The sequence below is a fragment of the Comamonas sp. B-9 genome (assembly GCF_000410635.1).
GTDB lineage: Bacteria > Pseudomonadota > Gammaproteobacteria > Burkholderiales > Burkholderiaceae_C > Comamonas.
The window spans coordinates 1-24,242 of sequence record NZ_APCR01000309.1; the positions used below are offsets into that span (position 1 = coordinate 1).

At 61.8% G+C, this 24,242-nt stretch carries 23 protein-coding genes and 1 tRNA gene; 7 read left to right on the forward strand and 17 right to left on the reverse strand.

Translation table 11 applies throughout. The features are described from left to right. The 3 genes from H928_RS25845 to H928_RS0102855 form a co-directional block, all read right to left on the reverse strand. The coding region (locus H928_RS25845; RefSeq protein ID WP_043338412.1) for a hypothetical protein at positions 1-224 on the reverse strand (224 nt) is incomplete at its 3' end. 112 nt (positions 225-336) lie between these two features. Then, positions 337-1,347, reverse strand: coding sequence for a FecR domain-containing protein (locus tag H928_RS0102850; protein ID WP_021025148.1), 1,011 nt, complete (start codon positions 1,345-1,347; stop codon positions 337-339). After that, positions 1,344-1,871, reverse strand: coding sequence for a sigma-70 family RNA polymerase sigma factor (locus H928_RS0102855; RefSeq protein WP_021025149.1), 528 nt, complete (start codon positions 1,869-1,871; stop codon positions 1,344-1,346). Before H928_RS0102855 ends, H928_RS0102850 begins: the two co-directional genes overlap by 4 nt. A 494-nt stretch (positions 1,872-2,365) precedes the next feature. Between H928_RS0102855 and aspT the strand changes: the two genes are divergently transcribed. After that, on the forward strand, positions 2,366-4,051 hold the full coding sequence (aspT, locus tag H928_RS0102860; RefSeq protein ID WP_021025150.1) for an aspartate-alanine antiporter: 1,686 nt from the start codon (positions 2,366-2,368) through the stop codon (positions 4,049-4,051). A 104-nt stretch (positions 4,052-4,155) separates the two neighbouring features. Then, positions 4,156-5,757 carry a bifunctional aspartate transaminase/aspartate 4-decarboxylase gene (locus H928_RS0102865; RefSeq protein ID WP_021025151.1) on the forward strand — a complete coding sequence of 534 codons (1,602 nt, stop codon included), beginning with the start codon at positions 4,156-4,158 and terminating at the stop codon, positions 5,755-5,757. Positions 5,758-5,839: 82 nt separating this feature from the next. Here the strand turns inward: H928_RS0102865 and H928_RS0102870 are convergent, their stop codons facing one another. Then, positions 5,840-8,260, reverse strand: coding sequence for a DNA polymerase II (locus tag H928_RS0102870; protein WP_021025152.1), 2,421 nt, complete (start codon positions 8,258-8,260; stop codon positions 5,840-5,842). A gap of 93 nt (positions 8,261-8,353) precedes the next feature. On the opposite strand from H928_RS0102870, the gene H928_RS30520 reads away from it, so the two are divergent. Together H928_RS30520 and H928_RS31280 are read left to right on the forward strand one after the other, a co-directional pair. Continuing rightward, positions 8,354-9,241: a M35 family metallo-endopeptidase gene (locus H928_RS30520; RefSeq protein ID WP_148293014.1), complete on the forward strand. Its 888-nt coding sequence runs from the start codon at positions 8,354-8,356 to the stop codon at positions 9,239-9,241. A 21-nt stretch (positions 9,242-9,262) separates the two neighbouring features. Further along, positions 9,263-9,697, forward strand: coding sequence for a hypothetical protein (locus H928_RS31280; RefSeq protein ID WP_148293015.1), 435 nt, complete (start codon positions 9,263-9,265; stop codon positions 9,695-9,697). A 308-nt stretch (positions 9,698-10,005) separates the two neighbouring features. Here the strand turns inward: H928_RS31280 and H928_RS0102875 are convergent. The 9 genes from H928_RS0102875 to thrS all read right to left on the reverse strand — a co-directional run bounded on the left by H928_RS0102875 (position 10,006) and on the right by thrS (position 18,267). After that, positions 10,006-10,082 (reverse strand) — tRNA-Pro (locus tag H928_RS0102875). A gap of 18 nt (positions 10,083-10,100) precedes the next feature. Next, positions 10,101-10,532: a MerR family transcriptional regulator gene (locus H928_RS0102880; protein ID WP_021025153.1), complete on the reverse strand. Its 432-nt coding sequence runs from the start codon at positions 10,530-10,532 to the stop codon at positions 10,101-10,103. Positions 10,533-10,645: 113 nt separating this feature from the next. Beyond that, the gene (locus H928_RS0102885; RefSeq protein ID WP_021025154.1) at positions 10,646-10,972 is read right to left on the reverse strand and encodes an integration host factor subunit alpha; all 327 of its coding nucleotides are present in this window, start codon (positions 10,970-10,972) and stop codon (positions 10,646-10,648) included. 22 nt (positions 10,973-10,994) lie between these two features. Then, positions 10,995-13,448 (reverse strand): phenylalanine--tRNA ligase subunit beta, encoded by a 2,454-nt coding sequence (gene pheT, locus H928_RS0102890; RefSeq protein ID WP_021025155.1) that lies wholly within the window; start codon positions 13,446-13,448, stop codon positions 10,995-10,997. A gap of 150 nt (positions 13,449-13,598) precedes the next feature. Then, positions 13,599-14,654: a phenylalanine--tRNA ligase subunit alpha gene (pheS, locus tag H928_RS0102895; protein ID WP_021025156.1), complete on the reverse strand. Its 1,056-nt coding sequence runs from the start codon at positions 14,652-14,654 to the stop codon at positions 13,599-13,601. Positions 14,655-14,796: 142 nt separating this feature from the next. After that, positions 14,797-15,156 (reverse strand): 50S ribosomal protein L20, encoded by a 360-nt coding sequence (gene rplT / locus H928_RS0102900; RefSeq protein WP_021025157.1) that lies wholly within the window; start codon positions 15,154-15,156, stop codon positions 14,797-14,799. A gap of 26 nt (positions 15,157-15,182) precedes the next feature. Then, positions 15,183-15,386, reverse strand: coding sequence for a 50S ribosomal protein L35 (gene rpmI, locus H928_RS0102905; RefSeq protein ID WP_021025158.1), 204 nt, complete (start codon positions 15,384-15,386; stop codon positions 15,183-15,185). Between the two features lie 245 nt (positions 15,387-15,631). Further along, positions 15,632-16,249 carry a translation initiation factor IF-3 gene (gene infC, locus H928_RS0102910; RefSeq protein ID WP_021025159.1) on the reverse strand — a complete coding sequence of 206 codons (618 nt, stop codon included), beginning with the start codon at positions 16,247-16,249 and terminating at the stop codon, positions 15,632-15,634. 86 nt (positions 16,250-16,335) lie between these two features. Continuing rightward, positions 16,336-18,267: a threonine--tRNA ligase gene (gene thrS / locus H928_RS0102915; RefSeq protein WP_021025160.1), complete on the reverse strand. Its 1,932-nt coding sequence runs from the start codon at positions 18,265-18,267 to the stop codon at positions 16,336-16,338. A gap of 350 nt (positions 18,268-18,617) precedes the next feature. On the opposite strand from thrS, the gene H928_RS0102920 reads away from it, so the two are divergent. After that, a complete protein-coding gene (locus tag H928_RS0102920; protein WP_052329696.1) occupies positions 18,618-19,340 on the forward strand; it encodes a hypothetical protein in 723 nt (240 codons plus the stop codon). A 38-nt stretch (positions 19,341-19,378) separates the two neighbouring features. On the opposite strand, the gene H928_RS0102925 is transcribed toward H928_RS0102920, so the two are convergent. After that, positions 19,379-19,852, reverse strand: a complete 474-nt coding sequence (locus tag H928_RS0102925; RefSeq protein WP_021025162.1) for an Lrp/AsnC family transcriptional regulator — start codon at positions 19,850-19,852, stop codon at positions 19,379-19,381. A gap of 101 nt (positions 19,853-19,953) precedes the next feature. Here H928_RS0102925 and H928_RS25855 point away from each other — a divergent pair, with 101 nt between their 5' ends. Beyond that, positions 19,954-20,865, forward strand: a complete 912-nt coding sequence (locus H928_RS25855; protein ID WP_021025163.1) for a DMT family transporter — start codon at positions 19,954-19,956, stop codon at positions 20,863-20,865. A 79-nt stretch (positions 20,866-20,944) separates the two neighbouring features. Here H928_RS25855 and H928_RS0102935 read toward each other — a convergent pair whose 3' ends face one another. Both H928_RS0102935 and H928_RS0102940 read right to left on the reverse strand, forming a co-directional pair. Beyond that, entirely contained in the window at positions 20,945-22,246 is a 1,302-nt protein-coding gene (locus H928_RS0102935; protein WP_021025164.1) for a UDP-N-acetylglucosamine 1-carboxyvinyltransferase, read from the reverse strand. A gap of 180 nt (positions 22,247-22,426) precedes the next feature. Continuing rightward, positions 22,427-23,215, reverse strand: a complete 789-nt coding sequence (locus tag H928_RS0102940) for a MetQ/NlpA family ABC transporter substrate-binding protein (RefSeq protein WP_021025165.1) — start codon at positions 23,213-23,215, stop codon at positions 22,427-22,429. Between the two features lie 206 nt (positions 23,216-23,421). Here H928_RS0102940 and H928_RS0102945 point away from each other — a divergent pair, with 206 nt between their 5' ends. Next, the gene (locus H928_RS0102945; protein WP_021025166.1) at positions 23,422-23,688 is read left to right on the forward strand and encodes a DUF3820 family protein; all 267 of its coding nucleotides are present in this window, start codon (positions 23,422-23,424) and stop codon (positions 23,686-23,688) included. Between the two features lie 55 nt (positions 23,689-23,743). On the opposite strand, the gene H928_RS0102950 is transcribed toward H928_RS0102945, so the two are convergent. Further along, a complete protein-coding gene (locus H928_RS0102950; protein ID WP_021025167.1) occupies positions 23,744-24,199 on the reverse strand; it encodes a hypothetical protein in 456 nt (151 codons plus the stop codon). Positions 24,200-24,242 lie beyond the last annotated feature (43 nt).

Genomic DNA, 24,242 nt, shown 5'->3' on the forward strand with positions numbered 1-24,242 from the left:
GCTTCGTCCAGCGGCCCCGCCGCAATCTGGTAGCTGCGCAGGTCAGCGGCCTGGCTGCTGGCTGCGCTGGTAGGGTTGTCGGGGGTAGATGGCGGCTGCTGGGCATGGCCCAGGCTGGCGCTGCAGGCCATGGCCAGCAGCGCGCTGCGCACGGCTGCACTGAGGGGCCGGCGCAGCAAGGCGGGCGTGGCGGATTGGTTGGAACAGGTGAAAGCGGAACCCATGTCGGCGTACTCCGGATAGTGTCAATGAAGGTCTCTCAAGGCTTCACACGCCAAATCCGGAAAAGGGACAGCTGGGAGCAGAAATATTTGAAAAAGAAAAACAAGGGCGAGATCAGGAGGCGCCAGCAGGCACCAAGGTGACCCAGTAGCGGCTGCGGTAGACGACCTGCACCGGCAGCAGATCGGGCAGGCTGTCCAGCACCGGCGTGGTATCTCGCAGCTGAAAACTGCCCGACAGCCGCAGCTCGGCCACTGCCGGATCGCAGCGCAGCAGACCGCTGCGGTAGCGGCCCAGTTCGGCAGCAAAATCGGCCAGCCGCATATTGCGCACATGCAGCACACCCCGGGTCCAGCTGTCTGCCTGTGGCGCCAGGGCTTCGATGGCGGAGGCGCCCTCAGCATGCAGCTGCGCCTGCTGGCCCGCTTGCAGCACGACGGGGCTGCTGCCCGCTTGCGTAGGCCGCATCTCCACAGCGCCTTCGAGCACCGCCACCGCTGTCGCATCGCCTTGCACCCGCACGGTAAAGCGCGTGCCCAGCGCACGCAGCCGCCCCTGGGGGATGGCCACGACCAGCGGGCGCGCAGGCACGACTGGGTCGGCAGCAGTCTGTACATGGATGGCGCCCTGCTGCACCCGGATCAGGCGCAACGCGTTGTCAAAGCGCACATCGATGGCGGTGGCGGTATCGAGCTGGAGCTGGCTGCCATCGGCCAGCACCAGCGCACGCTGCTCGCCGGTGGCGGTGTGGTAATCGGCCAGCCAGCCTGCTTGCTCACTGTGGCGCCAAGCCATCCAGCCCAGCGGGGCTGCCAGCAGCAAGGCAGCGAGGCCTCGTATGGCCTGCCTGCGCTGGGCGGCGGGGCGGTCCAGCGCGGCCATGGCCAGCGACGGCGGCAATTGCGCCATCTGGCCAGCCAGGCGCTCGGCCTTGTGCCAGGCCGCGGCATGCACAGGATCGGCCGCGAGCCATTGCTGCCAGCGTGCCCGGTCCTGCCCACTGGCATCGCCTGCCTGCAGCAGAAAAAACCATTCGGCCGCCTGCAGCGCGGCCTGCTCGCTGATGGGGGTGATGCTGGCCGCGGGCGCTGCTGCCTGGCCCGGGGCCGGATGCAAGGCGCTCATGGCATCAGCACGATGCAGCGCGCCATCGCCTGGGCCATATAGCGTTTGACCGTGCGCTCGCTGCATTGCAGGCGGCTGGCAATATCGGCATAGGCCATGCCTTCCAGCTGCGCCAGCAGGAAAGCCGCACGCACCGGCGCGGGCAGGCCATCGAGCACGGCATCGAGCTGCTGCAGGGTTTCCAAAATGATGGCCTGGTGCTCGGGCGATGGCGCCAGCAGCTCGGGCATCAGCGCCAGCGCTTCCAGGTAGGCCTGCTCGAGCGAGCGGCGGCGGTGCAGGTTGGCGACCAGGCGCTTGGCAACCAGGGTCAGGTAGGCACGCGGCTCGCGCAGCTGCCAGCCGCCTTGTTTCTCGGCGCTGTGCTCGGGTGCATCGAGCAGGCGCACAAAGGTGTCCTGCGCCAGATCGGCTGCATCACCCGCATGACCGAGCTTGCGGCGCAGCCAGCCCTGCAGCCAGCCATGGTGGTCAAGGTAGAGCGCAGCAATGTCGCCGTGTGGCGTGGGGGCGGTGGAAGGCATGGAGAGCCGGTTCTGTGCAGGCCCTGGGCAGCCGCATTCAAACAAGAATCATTCTTATTTAATTTTAACCAAATCTTGTCTGGGGCCATCTGCCATATCTATAAACACCCATGGAGCTGTGGTGAGAACGCATCAGCACTCGGGCCGGATGCTGCGCCTGTCACCCGGCTTCAACGCGGCGACCCCGCGATCAAAACCGGCTATCGCCGGGCCAGAGGGAGGCGCTCACTTACGGCCACATTCAGCCTGCTGGGACCGAAAGACATCGACAGCACAGCGTTATGCCGCGCGCTAAGCCTTTGAAAAAACAACCATTTGATATGGGTCAATGCCTGGCGGTCCGGCTGTTTTGCCAGCCCCGTCCTACATGCAGATTTCGGCCACCTCGGTTAACGTGGTCAGCGCCCCAATGACAACAATTCTTAACAAGCTGTACACCGCGCGACATGGGTTTAATGCGGTAGCGCAGCCTTCTTTTGATTGGAAAGGCTCGTATGGATTGGCTCAGAGGTATCTTGCACCAGGCGCCCGAGATAGCGCTGTTTGCATCGCTGGCACTTGGCTATGGGGTCGGCAAGCTGCGGTTTGGCTCGTTCCAGCTGGGGGGCGTGGCGGGCTCGCTGCTGGCGGCTGTGTTGATCAGCCAGGTGGGGGTGACCATCGACTCGGGCATCAAGGCGGTGCTGTTTGCGCTGTTCATCTATGCCGTGGGTTTTGAGAGCGGGCCCCAGTTCTTTCGCTCCCTGGGGCGGCAGTCGATCAAGGAGATCTTGATGGCGGCCGTGGTCGCCATCTCGGGCCTCATCACCGTCGTGGTGCTGGCGCGGGTCTTCCACCTGGACAAGGGGCTGGCTGCAGGGCTGGCCGCCGGCGGCATGACGCAGTCGGCCATCATCGGCACGGCAGGCTCTGCCATTGAGAAGCTGGGCCTGGCCGCCGATGAGGTGCAGCGCATGCAGGCCAATGTGGCCATCGGCTATGCGGTGACCTATATCTTTGGCTCCTTCGGCGCCATCTTGCTGTGCGTGAATGTGCTGCAGTGGCTCACCGGCCGCAAGATCCATGACGACGCCATCCAGGCCGAGCAGGAGATGCTCAAGGGCGTGCATGTCTATGGCGCGGGCGAATCGCCTGCGGCGCCCGATCTGGTGGGCCGCATTTTCAAGGTTAAGCAGTCAGGCCGCACGGTGGCCGAGCTGGAGGCCAGCACCCCGCAAGGCTCGGTCACCATCGAGCGCATCCGCCGCAAGAATGCGCTGGTCGGCGTGGACCCGCAGCTGGTGCTGGAAGCGGGCGACATTGTGCTGCTGGTGGGCCGGCGCGCTGCGGTGGTGGCGCTGGGCGCCAACATCGGTGATGAGCTGCAAAGCGCCGAAGACATGGACGTGGTCATGGTGCGCCGCGATGTGTCCATCACCAACAGCCAGTACCTCAACCGCAGCGTCAAGGACATTCTGGACAGCCTCACGCCCGAGTTCAAGCATGGCGTCTATGCGGTGGCGCTGACGCGCTCGGGCTCGCCGCTGCCGATCACGCCCACGACCCTGATCGTGCCCGGCGATGTGGTGACCCTGTTTGGTACGCCCCAGGATGTGCAGAACGCCGCGCAGTCGGTGGGGCCCATCCTCATCCCTAGCGACAAGACCGACTTTGTCTTCCACGGCCTGGGCATCACCGTCGGGCTGCTGATTGGCCTGCTGGTGCTGCGCATCGGCTCCATCCCCATCACCCTGGGCAGCGGTGGCGGCGCCTTGCTGGCGGGCCTGCTGTTTGGCTGGTGGCGCAGCCGCAAGCACACCTTGGGCAATATGCCGACTGCGGCATCCACCCTGTTGCGCGACCTGGGCCTGGCCGGCTTTGTGGCCATGGTCGGCCTGCAGTCGGGCCAGCAGGCGGTGAGCACGGTGATGGAGCAAGGCCTGAGCCTCTTTCTGATGGGCATGGTGGTGACCATCGTGCCGCTGCTGATTGCGATGCTGTTTGGCAAGTATGTGCTGCGCTATGAGAACGTCGCCATCTTTGCCGGGGCGCTGTCGGGCGCACGCAGCGCCAACCCGGCCTTTGGCGAGGTGCTGGACAAGGCGGGCAACGCCATCCCCACGGTGCCGTTTGCGATCACCTATGCGCTGGCCAATGTGTTTCTGACACTGCTGGGCCCGCTGGTCATCGCGTTTGCCTGAGCGGCGCTGCTGCGCCCTCTTTTCTATGGATACCCAGGCGGTGTTGCGCCGCCTCCCCCTCTTCTCATTTATCCCGTTTATCAACGACTGCAAGGAGTTGCACCATGTCTCAGGACTACCAGCGTCTGGCCCATTTGAGCCCGTTCGAGCTCAAGGATGAATTGATCAAGGTGGCATCGGGCAAGGCCAATCGGCTGATGCTCAATGCCGGGCGCGGCAACCCGAACTTTCTGGCGACCACGCCGCGCCGCGCGTTCTTTCGCCTGGGGCTGTTTGCGGCGGCCGAATCCGAGCTGTCGTACTCGTACATGACGGCAGGCATTGGCGGCCTGGCCAATATCGAGGGCATTGAAAACCGCTTTGAGCGCTATACCGCCGAGCACCGCGACCAGGAAGGCGTACGCTTTCTGGCCAAGTCGCTCAGCTATGTGCGCGACCAGCTGGGCCTGGACCCGGCTGCCTTCCTGCACGAGATGGTGGACGGCATCCTCGGCTGCAACTACCCGGTGCCACCGCGCATGCTGAGCGTCAGCGAGAAGATCGTGCGCCAGTACATCGTGCGCGAGATGGCGGGCGGCGCCGTGCCGGTGGAGTCGGTCGATCTGTTTGCCGTCGAAGGCGGCACCGCCGCGATGGCCTATATCTTCGAGAGCCTGCGCATCAGCGGCCTGCTCAAGGCCGGTGACAAGGTCGCCATCGGCATGCCGGTGTTCACGCCCTATATCGAGATCCCCGAGCTGGCGCAGTACGCACTGGAAGAGGTGCCCATCCATGCCGATCCGGACAATGGCTGGCAGTACTCTGACGCGGAGCTGGACAAGCTGCGCGACCCGGCCGTCAAGATCTTCTTCTGCGTCAACCCCAGCAACCCGCCCTCGGTCAAGATGGACCAGCGCAGTCTGGAGCGCATCAAGACCATCATTGCCGACCACCGGCCCGATCTGATGGTGCTGACCGACGATGTCTACGGCACCTTTGCCGATGACTTCCAGTCGCTGTTCTCGGTCTGCCCGCACAACACCTTGCTGGTCTACTCCTTCTCCAAGTACTTTGGTGCCACCGGCTGGCGTCTGGGCGTGATTGCCGCGCACAAAGAGAATGTCTTCGACAAGGCCCTGGCCCAGCTGCCCGAGAGCGCCAAGGTCGAGCTGGACCACCGCTACCGCTCGCTGCTGCCCGATGTGCGCTCGCTCAAGTTCATCGACCGCCTGGTGGCCGACAGCCGCGTGGTGGCGCTGAACCATACGGCCGGCCTGTCCACCCCGCAGCAGGTGCAGATGGTGCTGTTCTCGCTGTTTGCGCTGATCGATGAAGCCGATGCCTACAAGCAGGCGCTCAAGCAATTGATCCGCCGCCGCGAAGCCACCTTGTACCGGGAGCTGGGCATGCCGCCGCTGCACAACCCCAACTCCGTCAACTACTACACCCTGATCGACCTGCAGAGCGTGACCTGCCGGCTCTATGGCCAGGCGTTTTCCGACTGGGCGGTCAAGCAATCGTCTACCGGCGACATGCTGTTCCGCATTGCCGACGAGACTGGCATTGTGCTGCTGCCGGGCCGGGGCTTTGGCTCCAACCGGCCATCGGGCCGCGCATCGCTCGCCAACCTCAACGAGTACGAGTACGCCGCCATTGGCCGCGCCTTGCGCAAGCTGGTGGACGAGCTGTACGCGCAGTTCCAGGCGCAGTCGGGCGCCAAGCCCTGAGCCGCTCAGGCGCGCCAACGCGGCAGCGCAGGCCCGCCCTGCGCTGCCCGCCCCAGCTCCCAGCAGCCACTGCAGCAGGCCGTTAGAACAGCTCCTGCTGCAGCGAGGTAAGGCTGTTGAAGTCCTCCCCCAGCGGCTGCAAAATCGAATCGGCAATCGGCTGCAGCTGCTTGCTCAGGTAGTGCTCGTAGTCGATCGGCGACTGGCGCACCTCCAAAGGCTCGGGGCCATTCTTGCCCATCACATAGCGAATCCAGCCACCGCCCTGGTACTGCAGCGGGCGGCCCAGGCGCCGGTTGTAGTCATCGGCCATGCGGGCAGCGCGCACCTGCGGCGGCAGGTTGGCCACATAGGCATCGAGCCGGTGGCGCAGGCGCTTTCGGTAGACCAGCAAGTCATCCTTTTGGCCAGCCAGGGTCGCCTGCGCATAGTCGATGACAAAGTCACGGTAGGGCTCGCCTTGAAAAACCCGTGAGAGCAGCCCTTCCTGGAACTGGCGCGCCAGCAGGGTCCAGTCGCTGCGCGCCATCTCCAGGCCCCGGTAGACCATGGCCTCCTTGCCCTCGGCATCCACGCTCAGGCCTGCATAGCGCTTTTTGCTGCCCACGTCCGAGCCCCGGATGGTGGGCATGAAGAACTTCTTGTAGTGCGTGTCGAACTCGATCTCCAGAAAGCTCTCGAGGTTCTGTTCCTGGCGCAGGCCTTGCGTCCACCAGGCATTGATATCGCTGACCAGTGATGTGGCCACCGCATGGGCCTCCTGGTTGCTGTGGGCGCGCCCCAGCCAGATAAAGATCGAATCGGTATCCCCGTAGATGACCTCGTAGCCGCGCTGCTGCACCAGCGCCTTGGTGCGCTTGACCATCTCATGGCCGCGCAGGGTGATCGACGAGATCAGCGCCGGGTTGAAAAAGCGGCATTCCGTCGCGCCCAGCACCCCGGCAAACGAGTTCATCACCAGCTTGAGCGCCTGCGACAGCGGCTCGTTCTTCGTGCGCTTGGCCTCATCGCGCGCACGCCACAGTGTGGTGACGATCTCGGGCAGGCAGTGCTTGTCGCGCGAAAAGCGCGTGTCCATCGGCCCATGGATCAGCGATGCGGAATCGCTGGCATGCAGGCCTTCGGCCAGGCCCACCGGGTCGACCAGGTAGGTGCGAATGATGGACGGATAGAGGCTTTTGTAATCGAGCACCACCACCGAGTCATAAAAGCCCGGCCGCGAATCGAGCACATAGCCACCAGGCGAGGACTTGCCCCGCACATCGCCCACATTGGGCGCCACATAGCCTTGGCGGTGCATGCGCGGCAGGTAGTGGTGGCTGAACGCGGCAATCGAGCCGCCAAACTGGTCCAGTTGCAGGCCGGTGGCATGCGCCCGCTCCATCGCAAACTGCAGCAGCTGGGCCTTGTCAAAAATGCGCAGTACCAGCTCGCAGTCGCGGATGTTGTAGGCCGCCAGCGCAGGCTTGTCCTCTTGGTAGCGGCGCTCGATCTCGGCCATCTTGTCGTACTCGTCGCCAATGTCCTTGCCCTCGCCCAGCAAGGCCTGGGCCACGTTCTCCAGGCTGAATGACGGAAAGCTCCACACCGCCGCCCGCAAGGCCTCGATGCCATCGATCACCGCGCGGCCCGGCATCGGCGCAAACCAGTAGTCCTGCTTGCCCGGGTGCGCCCGCCAGGCAATGGGCCGGCCCTCGCGCCCCAGCAGCAGCGGGGTGGCGCAATCGTCTGCGGTCTTTTGCAGCACCCGCAGGTCAAACTGGATCACATTCCAGCCGACGATGACGTCGGGGTCATGGCGTGCAAACCAGGCATTGAGCTCTTCGATCATCGCCTTGCGGCTGGCGCAATACACCAGCCTGAAATCGCTGCTGGGTTCAGCCTGCTCTGCCGGTGCGTCGGGCGCCGGCGCATCGGGTGCCTGCGTGTCGGGTGCCGGGGCATCGCCCAGCATGTACACCACACGCTCGCCCACGCCATCGAGCGCTATCGAATACAGCTCCTGGTGCTGGCTGGTTTCGATATCGAGCGACACGACTTTGAGCGCAGGCCGGTAGGCGGGCGCCGGCACCAGTCTGCATTCCACCACGGTATTGCCTTGCAGCTGTCCGCCCTCGACCTGCACGCCAGCGGTGATAAAGCGCTCCATCAAATAGCGCTCATGGGGCCGCACATCGGCTTCCAAAAGCGATACATCGAGCTGCTTCAAGCCGCGCGCGAGCTTGCCCAACTGCCGGTAATGCTTGGCATAGACGCCCAGCACCGGCTCCTGCTGAAAATTTTTGAGGGCCAGCTCGCGCAGCTCCATACCGGGCATGGCCAGCAGCTGCGTCTGCACCACCACCCGGTGCCGCGCCTCGACAAACGCCACCGAGACCTGCCGCGTCAGCAGCACTTTGAGCGGCCCGGCATCGGTCGCCAGCCAGTACTCCATCTCGGTGCCCGCAGCCGTGTCCCGCCAATGGCGGGTCAGGATGAAACCATGGTGGGGGGTGGTGGGCACGGAAGGGCAGAAGAATTAGGAAAAAAGCGCCGCAGAACCTGCGATCAGGGCCGCTAGGTATTGTGCACGCGGAGAGATATCAAATGTAAACGGGTGCAAATCACCGAGCGCTCTTCGCCACTCTTATGTATCGTCTATCTCTATCAAATTTCTCACATTGATAGGAAGATTAGTTTAATGACATTATTCAGAGTACCAGGACCCATCGGCGTCAATGTTTCCAACAACTCAGCACCAGGCCCCGAGTTCTCAGCGAGCATCGGAAATTTTCAAGCGCCAACCACGGGCTGGACTGGAGATATTTTCCCAAGCTCATTTTCCCAGACTCCCTCAGTCATGAGAAAAATGACAAAAACAACAGATCTTGTAGAGCAAATCGAAAATGATTACGCTGATATTTGCCACAACGTGAGGAGTGAAGCATTTGGCAAACTCATGATGGATTATCGTGATGAAGCTGTGGCATATATAAAGACTAGAACAGCTGAACTACATCGGTGGGACGAGCAGGCAAAGGCAAGAACGCTCACTTGGTTTAACAGCTCAGACGATGAAATTCGAGACTATTTATTACCACGGTTAGGCTCCACAATGAGGGTTTTGAAATCTCTAACCCCTGATAACTTTGACTATGACACAGGAGAGAATAGGCAGCTCTCAGGCTGTTTACCCGGACAGGGTATGTTCGAAGAAGGTGCTATTGCCTCCGTTTGCCCTATTGATACCGAGAGGCATCGAATCCTCATCAATATGAAATTCTTCACTATTCCTAAGCGGGGAGTAACTTTCGGCACCAATATCTTTACGGGGAAAGACTCGCAGCTACAGACTTTAATTCATGAGGTCACCCACTTCAATGACGTTGCCAGTTCAACCGATGATTTTTATAGTAACAAAAGCGCATTGTTTCATGCGAAGCATCCAAAGGCACGAATGAATGCAGATAGCCTAGCCGGCTATATTCTTGGAATCAATATTTAATTATTACAAGCACAAAAAATCATGAAATTTCTTAGAGCAACATTAGCTTCATTGATCTATATTTTTTCACCTCTTGCTTATTCGTGCGTCATTCCCGATTTGCAGTACTATATTAAATTCAGCCCAGACACCTCAGAGCTTGGAAAGGAAGAAGCAACAAAGATTGCAAAATGGTTCATCTACTGGAGAGAAAAAGAGGGCATTAAATATGCCATCGTCTTCTCAAACATAACCAAAGAAGACCGCGATTTCAACCAGATTTCCAATCAAAGGGTTAAAAATATAACATCGCTTCTAACGCCTTTACTAGAAGAAAAAATGAAAATCAAATATGGCACATCAATTCGAAATTATTCAGTAGAAAAATCAAAATATGATGATCTGAACGAGATTCAAATATCGATCCAGCCTGAGTGCAAAAGGACTGGAAATTGCTGTGGCGGAAACAGCAGGTGATCTTGCAATGACACAGCCCATACGGTCAGCGCTATACCTGTGGGCGATCGTTATAGAAAGAGTTACCTCCAAAGGAGGAACGTTCATTCATCCCCCCATGTCGTTGCACACCGATAGCCGCTGCAGAACCAGTCTAGGTGAAAAGGATACTTGGCATGCTGATGCTGCGAAGCGATGGCCAGTGAAGCTGCGACCTACGCGTTAGCGGGTGCAGAAAGATAGGAAAACAGCATTGGCAACGCACTTGAAAACCTGCGCGCAACAAAAGAAAAAGGACTTAGCTCTTTCGAGCTAAGTCCTTGTCTTTTTGGTCGGAATGGCGGGATTCGAACTCGCGACCCCTTGCACCCCATGCAAGTGCGCTACCAGGCTGCGCTACATTCCGAAGACTTGAATTATATACCTAGTTTTCGGGGTCTCCGGAAAGAATGCGACGAATTTCTTGCAATTCGATCGCGGCCTGCTGCCAGCTCAGCGGTTCGGCGCTTTCAGCCATGCCGGCAGCCAGCGTATCGGCACCTTCGTCCTGCAGTGCAAACATGCTGTCGTCTTCCAGCGCATCGAGCATGGCCTGGCCGCGCGGCAGTGACTGGAGCTGGTTGCGCGCGCCGCTGATCGTGAAGCCCCGCTCATAGAGCAGCTCACGGATGCGGCGGATCATCAGCACCTCGTGGTGCTGGTAATAGCGGCGGTTGCCCCGGCGCTTGACCGGGCGCAGCTGCGTGAACTCCTGCTCCCAGTAGCGCAGCACATGCGGCTTGACGTCGCACAGCACCGATACCTCACCGATGGTGAAATAGCGCTTGGCAGGGATGGGGGGCAGCTGTTTTTCCATGGACAAATTGTAAACAGCCGCGAAAGCGGCCGTGTTGCATATAGGCGAAAGCGGGCGACGGTTTGACCTTCAGTGCCAACGCACTGCAGGCAGCCGCGCGCCCAGGGCCTGCGTCACTCCATGTCGGCGGGGGCCTGCACCGAATCCTTGAGCTTGCCGCTGGCATGGAAGGTGACCACGCGGCGCGCCTCGATCGGCACCTCTTCGCCGGTGCGCGGATTGCGGCCGGGACGGGCCTTTTTCATGCGCACCTGGAAATTGCCAAAGCTCGACAGCTTCACATCCTCGCCCTTGATCAAGCTCTCCGAGATCAGGTCGAAAAAGGCATCGACCATGTCCTTGGCTTCGCGCTTGTTCAGGCCGATGTTGTCAAACAGCATATCGGCCAGCTGCGCCTTGGTCAGCGCAGGTTGTTCCAGGCTCTCAACGGTGAATTCCATATAGCAATCCTCGCGTGTGGGATCAGCGCAGACGCGCACCCAGGCTTTGTGTGAGTTGTTCGACCACGGCCTGCACGGCCGCTTCGATCTCGGTGTCTTCGAGCGCGCGCTCGTCATGGCCCAGGCTCAGACGCACGGCCAGGCTCTTCTCATCCTGAGCCAGGCTGCCGGCGGCGGCCTCTTCGCCGGCCTTGAGCTTCTTGGGCCGGAACACGTCAAACAGCACGGCACTGCGCAGGATAGCACCTGCGCTGGCAGCCGTGATGGCCTGCATGATCTGGGCGTGGGTGACGGCTTCCTTGACCACGACGGCAATGTCGCGCTCGACCATCTGGTGCTTGGCCACCGGTGCGAACACCGGCACCTGGCGTGCCAGCACGGCATCGAGGGCCAGCTCGAACATCACCGGCGCCTGGGCCAGATCCCATTCCTGGCGCCACTGGGGGTGCAGCTCGCCAACAAAGCCGATGGCCTTGCCGTCCAGCAGCACACGGGCGCAGCGGCCGGGGTGCAGCGCGGGGTGCTCGGCCGCTTCAAACACCGGCTTGAGCGGTGCGAGCAGTGCCTCGACATCGCCCTTGACGTCGTAGAAATCGACCTTGGTCTCGCTGCGGCCCCATTGCAGCTGGTCGGCTGCGCCATAGGCCAGGCCCGCCACGCGCATGGGCTGGTGGAAGCCCTTGACGGTGGTGTCGGACTCGGCGACCGAGTCGTCCTTGAAGAACACGCGGCCCAGCTCGAACACGCGCACGCGCTGAGCCTTGCGGTCCACATTGAACTTGAGCACCTGCAGCAACGAGCCCAGCAACGACGAGCGCATCACGCTCAGGTGGCTGGCGATGGGGTTGAGCAGCTTGATGGCCTGCGTGTTGCCCGCCAGCTCCTGCTCCCACTTTTCTTCGACAAAGCTGAAGTTGATCGTCTCCTGGTAGCCCAGGCCGGCCAGTGCGTGGCGCACGGCGTAGGGGCTGCGGGAGTTCTCGGCACGCAGCTTGGGCGAGATCGGCGCCAGCGGCTTGCTGGTGGGCAGGTTCTCGTAGCCAATCATCCGCGCGATTTCTTCAACCAGGTCTTCTTCCAGGTTGATGTCGAAGCGGAAAGTGGGCGCGGTCACGCTGATCACGCCTTCTTGCGCCACGGTGGCGGGCAGTCCCAGGCCGTTCAGCGCATCGAGGCACTGCTGCTGGGTCACCGGCATGCCGATGACCTTGGCTGCTCGCGCCACGCGCAGCTGCACCGTCTTGGGCGCTGGCATGTTGGGCTGCTGGTCGTCCATGGCAGCCACCTGGGTCTCGGGCGTGCCGCAGATCTCCAGCACCAGCTGGGTAATGCGCTCGATGTGCTCGGTGGTGAACTGGGGGTCGACACCGCGCTCGAAGCGGTGGCCCGCGTCGGTCGAGAAATTGAAGTGGCGCGAGCGGCCGGCAACGGCCTTGGGGAACCAGAAAGCCGCTTCGATATAGATGTTCTTGGTGTCGTCCGACACGGCGGTGGCATCGCCACCCATGATGCCGGCCAGCGACTCCAGACCGTGCGCGTCCGCGATCACGCCGACCTTGAGGAAGTCGTCGATCTCGATGGTGTTGCCGTTGAGCAGCTTGAGCGTTTCGCCCTGCTTGCCCCAGCGCACGCTCAGGCCACCGCTGATCTTGTCCAGATCGAAGATGTGGCTGGGACGGCCCAGTTCGAACATCACATAGTTGGAGATGTCGACCAGGGGGCTGACGGCGCGCTGGCCGCAACGGGCCAGACGGTCGATCATCCACTGCGGGGTCTTGACCTGGGTGTTGACGTTGCGCACGATGCGGCCGGAGAAACGGCCGCACAGGTCGGTCGCTTCGATCTTGACGGGCAGCTTGTCTTGCGAGGCCACAGCCGCCGCCGGGAAGGACAGCGCCTTGAGCGGCGTGCCGGTCAGTGCCGACAGCTCACGCGCCACACCATAGACCGACAGGCAGTGCGCCAGATTGGGCGTGAGCTTGAGGGTGAACAAGGTGTCGTCGAGGTTCAGGTACTCGCGCACGTTCTGGCCCAGCGGCGCATCGGCGGGCAGCTCCAGCAGACCGCCGTGGTCGTCGGCAATGCCCAGCTCCTTGGCTGAGCACAGCATGCCAAAGCTTTGCACGCCGCGCAGCTTGCCGATCTTGATCTTGAAAGGCTTGCCGTCCGCACCGGGCGGCAGCTCGGCGCCCACGGTCGCGCAAGGGATGCGGATGCCCACGCGCGCATTGGGCGCGCCGCAGACAATGTTGAGCAGCTCAGGGCCGCCCACATCGACCTGGCAGACGCGCAGGCGGTCGGCATCGGGGTGTTGCACCGCTTCCTTGATCTCACCGACAACGATGCCGGTGAAGGGGGGCGCTACGGGGTCGAGTTCTTCGACCTCGAGGCCTGCCATGGTCAAGGTATCGGCCAGCTCTTGGGTGGTCAGCGACGGGTTGCAGTATTGGCGCAACCAGGATTCAGGAAATTGCATAGTCGGACTCTTTGGCGTTCAGGCCTGCTGCGCCGTCTTGGGCAGCGGCAGGCCGGGCGTTCTTGCTTTTCAATGGGGAGCGGCTGTCAGCGCAAGCTGCCCGGGGGCTGGGGATCACATTGCAGATCTGCAGCACCAACCGCTCCGTGCTCATGACTGGAACTGCGACAGGAAGCGGATATCGCCATCAAAGAACAGGCGCAGGTCATTGACGCCATAACGCAGCATGGTCAGGCGGTCAGGGCCCATGCCAAAGGCAAAGCCAATGTATTTCTCGGGATCGAGCCCCATGTTGCGCACCACATTGGGGTGCACCTGGCCGGCGCCCGAGACTTCCAGCCAGCGGCCGGCCAGCGGCCCGCTTTGGAACTGGATGTCGATCTCGGCCGAGGGCTCGGTGAACGGGAAGAAGCTGGGGCGAAAGCGCAGCACCAGGTCATCCTGCTCGAAGAAGGTCTTGCAGAAGTCGGTGAACACGACCTTGAGGTCCTTGAAGCTCACGTTCTCGCCGATCCACAGGCCTTCGCACTGGTGGAACATCGGCGAGTGGGTGGCGTCCGAATCCACGCGGTAGGTGCGGCCCGGCGCGATCACGCGAATCTCGGGCATGGTCTGGCCCGCATCGATCAGGTTGCGGTAGCGCTTGACGTGCTGGACCGCATGGCGCACCTGCATCGGGCTGGTGTGCGTGCGCAGCAGGTTGGGCGCGTGCTGGGTGCCGCCTTCGACATAGAAGGTGTCGTGCATCGAGCGCGCGGGATGGTCTTCGGGCGTGTTGAGCGCGGTGAAGTTGAACCAGTCGGATTCGATCTCGGGGCCTTCGGCCACATCGAAGCCCATGGAGCCGAAGATGCCCTCGATGCGCTCCATCGTGATGGACACGGGGTGCAGACCACCGCTGCCGCGGCGGCGGCCGGGCAGGCTCACATCCAGCACTTCGGCCTTGAGGTGGGCTTGCAGCTCGGCATCGGCCAGCGCCTTGCGGCGTGCCGTCAAGGCCGCCTCAATCGCCTGCTTGGCCACATTGATGGCGGCACCGCGCGATTTTTTCTCTTCGACGGAAAGCTGCGCCATGCCCTTCATGAGCTCGGTCATCTTGCCCGACTTGCCCAGAAACTGCGCCTTGGCGTTTTCCAGATCAGCGGGGGTATGGGCCTGCGCAAACAGTTGCTGCGCGCTTTCGACCAGAGAATCCAACTCGTTCATATCGACTCTTATCGACTTAGGTGCCGGGCCGCCAAAAGCAGCCTGGCGATAAAAAAACAAGGGCTAGCGCCTTTTCAAGCCCTAGCCCTTGCTGTGTGTGCACCAGCAGCTACTAAATCAACAGTAACTACCGATCGTGACCTTAGGCAGCCAGCTTGGCCTTGACTTGGTCGACGATAGCTGCAAAAGCAGCCTTGTCGTGCACGGCGATATCGGCCAGCATCTTGCGGTCGATTTCAATGGCAGCCTTCTTCAGGCCGTTGGCGAACTGGCTGTAGGTCAGGCCCAGTTCACGGGAAGCGGCATTGATACGGGCGATCCACAGTTGGCGGAACACGCGCTTCTTGGTACGACGGTCACGGTAGGCGTACTGGCCTGCCTTCATTACCGCTTGCTTGGCAACGCGGAAGACGTTACCACGGCGACCGCGGAAACCCTTAGCAAGGGCCAGAACTTTTTTGTGACGGGCGCGTGCCGTTACACCACGTTTGACGCGAGGCATGTGTTTTCTCCTAGTTCGTCAGTGAATTACAGGCCCATGCCGGGCAACATTTGTGCCATGTGACCCATGTTGGTCTCATGCACAGCGGTTGCACCACGCAGATGGCGCTTGTTCTTGGTGGTCTTCTTGGTCAAGATGTGACGCTTGAAGGCTTGACCGCGCTTGACGGTGCCACCTGGACGAACGCGAAAACGCTTCTTCGCGCTGCTTTTGGTCTTCATTTTGGGCATGTGAATGCTCCTTATGTTTGTGCTCGTGAGGCGTTTCATCGCCATGATGAAACTTGTTTTGGCCCCGAGCCACTTTTGTGACAGACCTAGATTAGATCTACTCTATCAATGCGCAAGGCGTTGGCTGCGCCCACCCTGAGCACCAAGGCCGAAACCCCAGACCCAGGCAGTTGCTGCCCCTACCCTGCTAAAAACCGAAAGCGGCCTAAGCCGCTTGTCGGTAATCCGGTATTCTAACCGCTTCTTTAAGCTGTGGCTACTGGCGAGGAATTTCCCTCGACCGGCTTGCCAGCTGCAGCGCCACCGGGCTTCTTGCGCGCCGGAGCGATCATCATGATCATCTGGCGGCCTTCGAGCTTGGGGAACTGCTCGACCTGGATCAGGTCGGCCAGCTCGTCGCGGATGCGGTTGAGCAGGTCCATACCCAGGTTCTGGTGGGTGATTTCACGACCACGGAAGCGCAGGGTCACCTTGACCTTGTCGCCTTCGGCCAGGAAGCGGCGGATATTGCGCATCTTGACGTTGTAGTCGCCATCATCAGTACCGGGGCGGAACTTGATTTCCTTGATTTCGATGACGGTTTGCTTGGCCTTGGCCTCGGCCGCCTTCTTTTGCTCCAGATACTTGAACTTGCCGTAGTCCATCAGGCGGCAAACGGGAGGCGTGGCCGTGGCGACAATCTCCACCAGGTCAACGTCCAGCTCTCCGGCCATGCGCAGCGCTTCCATCAGCGGCACGATGCCCAGCGGTTCATTATCAGGACCGGACAGACGCACTTCTGGTGCCTGAATCTCACGATTCAGACGGTGTTTGCGTTCTTCGCGGTGGCGGCGATCACGGAATTCAGTAGCTATGGCTTTCACCCTAAAAATTTAAAAACTACGACAGCGTAGCTGCTCAAAACGCAGTCCACGCTGTCCAAAGCTTTGACGAACCAGCAAGAGGCTGTTTAGGCTTTAGCGGCAATGTCCTTGGCAATCAAGTCGACGAATGCATCGATGGACATCACACCGAGGTCTTTACCGCCCCGGGCGCGCACTGCTACGGCTCCAGCTGCCTTCTCCTTGTCGCCGGCGACAAGAATATAGGGCAGCTTTTGCAACGAATGCTCCCGTATTTTATACGTAATCTTCTCGTTGCGCAGATCGGTAACCACACGCAGCCCTTGGCTCGGCAAGGCCTTACGCAGTTTGTCGGCCACTTCCTGCACGTAGGCGCCTTGCGCATCGGTGATGTTGAGCACGGCCACCTGCGTGGGCGCCAGCCAGGCGGGCAGCGCGCCGGCGTGCTGCTCGATCAGGATGCCGATGAAGCGCTCGAGCGAGCCCACGATCGCGCGGTGCAGCATGATGGGGCGGTGGCGCTCGCCGTCTTCGCCGACAAACTCGGCATCGAGGCGCTCGGGCAGGTTCGGGTCGACCTGGATGGTGCCGCACTGCCATTCACGGCCCAGCGCGTCCTTCAAGGTGTACTCGATCTTGGGGCCGTAGAACGCGCCCTCACCGGGCAGGTACTCGAACTCGCAGCCCGAGGCACGCAGGCCCTCGGCCAGCGCCGCTTCGGCCGCATCCCAGCTCTCGTCGCTGCCGATGCGCTTTTCAGGGCGGGTCGAGAGACGGTAGAGGATGTTGCTGAAGCCAAAGTCTGCATAGACTTTTTGCAGCAGCGCGGTGAACGCGGTCACCTCGGCCTGGATCTGCTCGGGCAGGCAGAAGATGTGGCCGTCATCTTGCGTGAAGGCGCGCACGCGCATGATGCCGTGCAGCGAGCCGGTGGGCTCGTTGCGGTGGCAGGCGCCAAACTCACCAAAGCGCAGCGGCAGATCGCGGTAGCTCTTGATGCCTTGCTTGTAGATGAGGATGTGGCCGGGGCAGTTCATCGGCTTGAGCGCGTACTCGCGCTTTTCCGATTCGGTCGTGAACATGTTCTCGCGGTACTTGTCCCAGTGGCCGGTCTTCTCCCACAGGGTCTTGTCCAGGATCTGCGGGCCCTTGACTTCCTGGTAGCCATTGTCGCGGTACACCTTGCGCATGTACTGCTCGACTTCCTGCCAGATCGACCAGCCCTTGGGGTGCCAGAACACGGTGCCGGGCGAGTGCTCGTCGATGTGGAACAGATCGAGTTCGCGGCCGAGCTTGCGGTGGTCGCGCTTTTCAGCCTCTTCGAGCATCGTCAGGTACTGCTGCAGATCGTCCTTGCTGGCCCAGGCCGTGCCGTAGATGCGCTGCAGCATCTCGTTGTTGTGGTCGCCGCGCCAGTAGGCGCCCGCCACCTTCATCAGCTTGAAATGCTTGAGCTTGCCGGTGCTGGGCACGTGGGGGCCACGGCACAGGTCTTCAAACGCGCCCTCGCGGTACAGACTCACATCTTCATTGCTGGGGATGGAGGCAATGATCTCGGCCTTGTAGTTCTCGCCCAGACCCTTGAAGTAGGCCACGGCTTCGTCACGCGGCAGCACGCGGCGCACCACGGGCTCGTCCTTGTTGGCCAGCTCGGTCATGCGCTTTTCGATCGCCACCAGGTCTTCGGGCGTGAAGGGGCGCTTGTAGGCGAAGTCGTAGTAGAAACCGTTGTCGATCACCGGGCCGATGGTGACCTGGGCTTCCGGGAACAGCTCCTTGACCGCGTAGGCCAGCAAGTGGGCGGTGGAGTGGCGGATCACTTCCAGGCCATCGGCGTCCTTGGCCGTCACGATGGACAGCGGCATGTCGCGGTCGATGACAAAGCTGGTGTCCACCACCTTGGCGTTGTCGCCCAGACCTACCTTGCCAGCCAGCGCGGCCTTGGCCAGGCCAGCGCCAATCGATGCAGCGACCTCGGCCACCGACACGGGGCCCGGGTAGTCGCGCTTGGAGCCATCGGGAAGCGTAATTTGAACCATGAGAAATCCTAAATAATCGTGAGCTTTTACCAAGCCGCGCTGCCAGAAAAGCAAAAAGCGCGGAGCTTGTCCGCGCTTTGGTGTGAGGAGACGAAATCGTCGTACAGGCGCGAACCACCGGCCTTACTGGCCAGTCAAACCCCAAGTGGTTGTAGTTCGCGGTGTCATAACCGATGTTGCCTTTCTCGCTCTTACCAGTGGATGGAATCTAAAACGACTGTCATTTTCCCACATTCTGATGCAATCTGCTGGTCTTCCCGCAATCCGGGCGCCAACGGGCTTGCCATAATCAAAACGATAGCAGACCTTGACGATTAGATATGCCCTATCGCTACGCCCGATCTGTTGGAATGTCCGCCTGCCTGGCTGCGTTATTGCTGCAAGGGGGCTGCTCCAGCACCCCCGCCACCCGTGGCAAAGTCCCCGAACGCGATATGCAGGCCCAGGAGTGGGGCCAGTCCGATGTGAACCGCATGGCCACCTTGAGCATGCGCGCCAACCTGCAAAGCCTGTATGTGCTGATGGACAAGCTCTACCGCCGCAACCCGCAGGAGTGGCGCAAGGGCGGTTTTGACAACCGCGAGGCGGCGATGAAGGCCGTGCGCGAGGCCATCGAAAGCCAGCAACCCTGGCCGGAACTGTTGGATCAACGCGACATTGCCGGCATGAGCATGGCATTGGCGCCCGAATTTGCCGGCGACCGGGTGGCCGCCTTCACCTGGGCCACGGCCGACATGCTGATCACCGCCTATGGCGGCCGCACCACCTTCTACCTGATCCATGGGCTCGATGCCCAGGCGGTCTACAACGCCTCGCGCAACCTGGAGATTGCCAACTGGATGCTCGCCCACCGCAAGCTGGGCAATGGCCAGACCATGCTGCTGAGCAATGAGCTCAATGCCAGCGAGCGCAACCTGAGCTTTGAGCGCGAATTTGGCAAGATGATTGCCCGCAATGACCTGATGGCCGATGTCGTGTCCGAGAAATACCGGCGCGCGGTGATTGGCTATGTGCAGGGGCTGGCCGGCGGCAGCTTGCTGCAGTTCCTGCCGGTGCAGGCAGTGGCGCATTAACGCGCCCTCCTCACCCACCCCTTTGCAGAACCACTCGCTTATCGCACAGGCAGCGGCAGATGCAGGCTGCGCTTGAGCGTGGCCAGCGCAATCGAGGTGTTGAAGCGCTGGATATTCTGGTCGCCGTCAAACAGCCGCTGGGTGATCGCCTGGTACTCCTGCATGTCGCGCGCGGTCACCACCAGCAGGTAGTCCGTCTGGCCGGTGACGACATAGCACTGCTGCACCGCCGTCTCCGCCGCCACCCGGGCGCGGAAGCCCTGGGTCAGCGCATCGAGCTCATTGACCAGCTGCACCTCGATAAAGATCGTCAGCGGCCGGCCCACGGCCTCGGGGCTGAGCTGCGCGGTATTGGCCGCAATCACGCCGCTGTCTTGCAGGCGGCGGATGCGCCGCTGCACGGCCGCCGGTGACAGGTTCACCTGCTCGGCCACCTCGCGCTGGGGGCGCAGGTTGTCGCGCTGCAGGATGGCCAAAATGGCCAGGTCGAAGGGATCGAGTTCAGCGTTCATCGCAAGGGCCTGGAGGAGGAGTGCGCAGCAAGAGTGAAACTTGCATTTGGCACCGATTTTTCGAGCAATTTACTTCGCCCAGCTGCAATATTATCTCGGCCATGCAAGATTCTCTCTGGCAGCGGCTGCTGCCCTCCTTGGCCGTATTGGGCTCGGTCAGCGCGCTGTGCCTGGGCACCAGCTTTGCCAAACACCTGTTCCCCGTTGTCGGCGCCCAGGGCACCACCGCGTTGCGCGTGGGCTTTTCGGCATTGCTGCTGCTGCTCATCTGGCGCCCCTGGCGCTTTGGGCCTACCAAGGCGCACCTGGGGCAGATTGCGATCTTTGGCGTGGTGCTGGGCCTGATGAACCTGCTGTTCTACATGGCCATCAAGCGCCTGCCCTTTGGCGTGACGGTGGCCATCGAGTTTGTCGGCCCGCTGTCAGTGGCGGTATGGACCTCGCGCCGGCTGCTCGATCTGGTCTGGCTGGGCCTCGCGGCACTGGGCCTGTTTTTACTGCTGGTGCTGCCGATGTTTGGCGTGCAGACCGCTGCACTCGACCCGGTGGGCCTGTGCTATGCCATCCTGGCCTCGGCCTGCTGGGCCGGCTACATCGTGCTGGGCAAGCGCGCGGGCCACATGCATGGCGGCATGGTGGTGTCGCTGGCGCTGCTGACTGCTGCCATCGTGGTGGTGCCCTTTGGTATTGCCGAGGCCGGCGCCAAGCTGCTGCAGCCCTCGATCCTGCTCTATGGCCTGGCAGTGGCCGCTGTCTCCAGCGCCATTCCCTACACCTTGGAGATGTTTGCGCTCAAGCGCCTGAGCTCGGGCGCGTTTTCCACCATGCTCGCCACCGAGCCGGCCATTGCCGCCATTGCCGGCATGCTGGTGCTGGGCGAGCTGTTGACCGCGACCCAGTGGTCGGCCATTGGGCTGATCATGTTTGCGGCGATGGGCAGCGCGCTGACGGCCAAGCCCTCTGCCCCGCAGCAGGCGGCAGCGCCCAAGACCGAAGGCCAGGCCGTCGCCTGAGCACACACCCACCCGCCCATGAAAAAAGCGCTTGCCGACAATGCGGCAGGCGCTTTTTTATGGGTGCGTGGCAGAGCGCTTAGTTCTCGCCCGCCCACTCCACCTTGGCGCCCAGGCTTTGCAGGTTCTCGACAAAGCGCGGGTGCGCGCGCTTGATCGGCGCGGCATTGCGGATCTCGGAGCGCCCTTCGATGCTGGCGGCCACCATGAACAAGGCAATGGCCACGCGGATGATGTAGGGGCTCTCCACGACAGCAGGGCTGAGCGGATTGCCGCCCAGCGTGACGATGCGGTGCGGGTCGGACGAGAACACATGGGCACCGAACTTGGACAGCTCACCGGTCCAGCCCAAAGCGCCGTCATAGACCTTGTTCCAGAACATCGCATTGCCTTCGGCGCGCACGCCCAGCGCGATGAAGATTGGCAGCAGATCGACCGGGAAGTACGGCCAGGGCGCGGCCTCGACCTTGGTCAGCACATTGCGGGTAAAAGGCGTCTCGACCTTGAGCGGGCCCTTGCGGATGGCGCGCGACCAGCCGTCCTTGTGCTCGATCTGCACGCCAAACTTGGCAAAGGTGCGGTCGATCAGCGGGAAGTTGTCGGGTGTGCGGTTGCGCACCTGCACATCGCCGCCGGTGATCGCGCCCAGCGCCAGGAAGGTGGTGATCTCGTGGAAGTCTTCCTCGAAATGGAACTCGCCGCCGCCCAGCTGCTCGACGCCATGCACCGTCAGGCGCGAGGTGCCAATGCCCTCGATCCTGGCGCCCAGCATCACCATAAAGCGGCAGAACTCCTGCACATGCGGCTCGCAGGCGGCATTGGTCAGCACCGAGCTGCCCTTGGCCGTGGCTGCGCACAGCACAAAGTTTTCGGTGGTGGTGACCGAGGCATAGTCCAGCCAGTGCTGGGTGGCCTGCAGCGGGCCATCGCAGCGCACGATGAGCGAGCCCTCGCCATGCTCCACGCGGCCGCCAAAGCGGCGGAACACCTCGATGTGCGGATCGATCTCACGCACGCCCAGGGTGCAGCCCTTGACGTTGTCCTCCAGCCGCGCCACGCCAAAACGGGCCAGCAGCGGCGGCACCAGCATGATGGACGAGCGCATCTCTTCGGGCAGGTGGTGCTTGCAGGCATCAAAATGCGTGTCGCGGTGGTGCAGTTGGAGCACGCCGCTGGCGTAGTCCATCTGCACGCTGGAGCCGAGCTTGCCGAAGATGTCCAGGATCTTGCGCACATCGGTGATGTCCGGCACGCCATGGAGCACCAGGGGCTGGGCCGTCAACAACGTCGCGCACAGCACAGGCAAAACGGCATTCTTGTTGGACGAGGGAATGATGCGGCCCTGCAAAGGGGTGCCGCCGTGCACGATGAGTTTGGACATGGATGGGGGGAGGTCGCGAATTCTGGAGTGGCCCGTGGCAGTGTGCGCTATCCGGGCCGACCCTGCATGGTACAGCGTCCAAAACAACAAAAGGCACTCGGTTGGAGTGCCTTTTGTAAATACCCGTCAACAAAATGTGCGGGATGCTGCTATGCCCTGCCAGGGCAGCTCACTTGCCTATCAGAACGCGGGGACGACGGCGCCCTTGTACTTTTCCAGGATGAATTTCTTCACATCGTCGCCATGCAGCGCGCGGGTCAGCTTGGCAATCGCCTCGTCATTGGCGCGGTCAGCACGGGCAGCAATGATGTTGGTGTAGGGCGAATCGGCGCCTTCGATGAACAGCGCGTCCTTGGTCGGGTTGAGCTTGGCTTCGATCGCGTAGTTGGTGTTGATCAGGGCCAGGTCCACATCACCCAGCGCGCGCGGCAGCAGCGGCGCTTCGAGTTCCTTGAACTTGAGCTTCTTGGGGTTCTTGGCGATGTCCAGCGGGGTGGAGGTCAGCTTGGAGGCGTCCTTGAGCTCAATCAGGCCGTGCTTTTGCAGCAGCAGCAAGGCGCGGCCGCCGTTGGACGGGTCATTGGGGATGGCCACGGTGGCTCCGTCCTTCAGGTCCTTGATGTTCTTGATCTTGCTGGAGTAGGCGCCAAAGGGCTCCACATGCACCTTGCCATTGGGCACTTGCACCAGCGAGCTCTTGCGGTCCTTGTTGTAGCTGTCCAGGTAGGGCTGGTGCTGGAAGAAGTTGGCATCGAGCTGCTTGTCTTCCACCGCCGCATTGGGCTGGATGTAGTCGCTGAACTCGCGCACTTGCAGATCCACACCCTCGGCCTTGAGCTTGGGCTTGATGAAATTGAGGATTTCGGCATGTGGCACCGGCGAGGCCGCCACTTTCAGCACCACATCGGCAGCGTGGGCAGACACGGCCAGGGCCGCGATGGCAAGAACGGAAAGCGTTTTTTTGAACATGGTGTTTTGAACAGATGAGAAAGACCAGCCCGGGCAACACATGGATTTTTTCTTGATGGGACTGAACCAAGATGGTGCAAGTCTAGCCTTGATTGGCATATCGATCAAAGAATATAAAGAGATTTGGTTATAAAGAAATTGATCTTTATGGCCAAAAGCGACAGTCCGGACAGCCGCCGGGCGCCGGCCGCGCTATGCTCCGGGCCATGTCTAGCCCGTTTGACCCCGAGCAACTGCTGCGCCTGCTCAGCACCCCCATGCCTTTTGGCAAGTACCAGGGCCGCGCCATTGCGGACCTGCCAGGCAATTACCTCAACTGGTTTGCGCGTGAAGGCTTTCCCAAAGGCGATCTGGGCCGGCTGCTGGCACTGATGCACGAGATCGACCACAACGGCCTGGGCGAGTTGCTGCGCCCTCTGCGCGCCAGCCTGCAGGCGAGCGGGCAGGCCGTGGGGCACCCGCCGCGAAAATGAAAAAACCCGCAGGCTGCCAGCAGCTGCGGGTAGGTTCAGGTTGTTAAGACGCGTATTACTTGACGGCAGAGCGGGCTGCGTCGGCCTTGGCCTTGGCGTCATCGGCCTGCTTTTGCAGCGCAGCGGCTTCGGCTTCTGCCTTCTTGGCTTCGGCTTCCTTGGCTGCGGCTTCTTCCTTGCCCTTGTCACCGCCCATGGCGCCTGCCATCGCACTGCCGGCCATCGTGCCAGCGACGGCGCCCACGGCGGCTGCGCCCATGGTGCCCATCATGCCGGAGCCGCCTGCGGCAGGGGCCGCTGCAGCAGGGGCAGCAGCAGCTGCTGGAGCGGCCGCAGGTGCAGCGGCGGCTGGCGTCGCAGGCTTGGCTGCCGGTGCTGGGGCAGCCTTTTGCGTGGCTGCGGGGCGCTTGACACCGCCACCCATGCGCTTGGCGTGGGCCAGGCCTGGCAGAACCAGACCGGCAATGGTCAAAGCAAGAACGGATGCAGAGGTGCGAAAAGAGGGGTTCACTACGAAATTTCCAAATAAAAGGCCGGGGCCACAGGCCGGTTGC